Raw genomic sequence first — 425 nt, 5'->3', positions numbered from 1 at the left:
TTGTAGAACATCGCACCCTTGGCGATGCGGTCGGCGAACACCGCCAGCAGCAGCGACAGCACGATCCCTGAGCCGGCCACGAGCACCGAGAACATCGCCGTCGTCTTGAACGACTCGATGTAGCCCGGATCATCGAACAGGCGCTTGAAGTTCTCCAGCCCCACCCACTCCGTGGAGGTGCCGAAGGCGTCCTGCATCTGCATCGACTGCACGAGCGCCTGGCTGGCCGGCCAGAAGAAGAAGACCAGGATGATCGCCATCTGCGGGGCGATGAGCAGCCAGGGCAGCCAGGTGGATTGGAATCGGACGCGTTTTTCCATGGGGATGCGCGGGTTCCCGAGCATGCGCCCTCGGGGGCGCACCGCAGGGGGTGAAAAGGACGAAAAAACCCTCCCCGCTCAGCGGGGAGGGCCGGGTGCCAGGGG

Annotated in this window: 1 protein-coding gene; it reads right to left on the bottom strand. The window is 64.9% G+C overall.

Annotation, left to right across the window (positions count from 1 at the left end; all coding sequences use genetic code 11):
- On the bottom strand, positions 1 to 320 hold a 320-nt coding region (locus FJV41_RS57480), incomplete at its 3' end, for an ABC transporter permease (protein ID WP_220138035.1).
- Positions 321 to 425: the final 105 nt, after the last annotated feature.

The sequence above is a fragment of the Myxococcus llanfairpwllgwyngyllgogerychwyrndrobwllllantysiliogogogochensis genome, from assembly GCF_006636215.1.
In the GTDB taxonomy this organism is placed as follows: Bacteria; Myxococcota; Myxococcia; order Myxococcales; family Myxococcaceae; genus Myxococcus; species Myxococcus llanfairpwllgwyngyllgogerychwyrndrobwllllantysiliogogogochensis.
The sequence above is the reverse complement of the archived record's forward strand: the minus strand, read 5'-3'. Positions and strand labels throughout refer to the sequence as shown.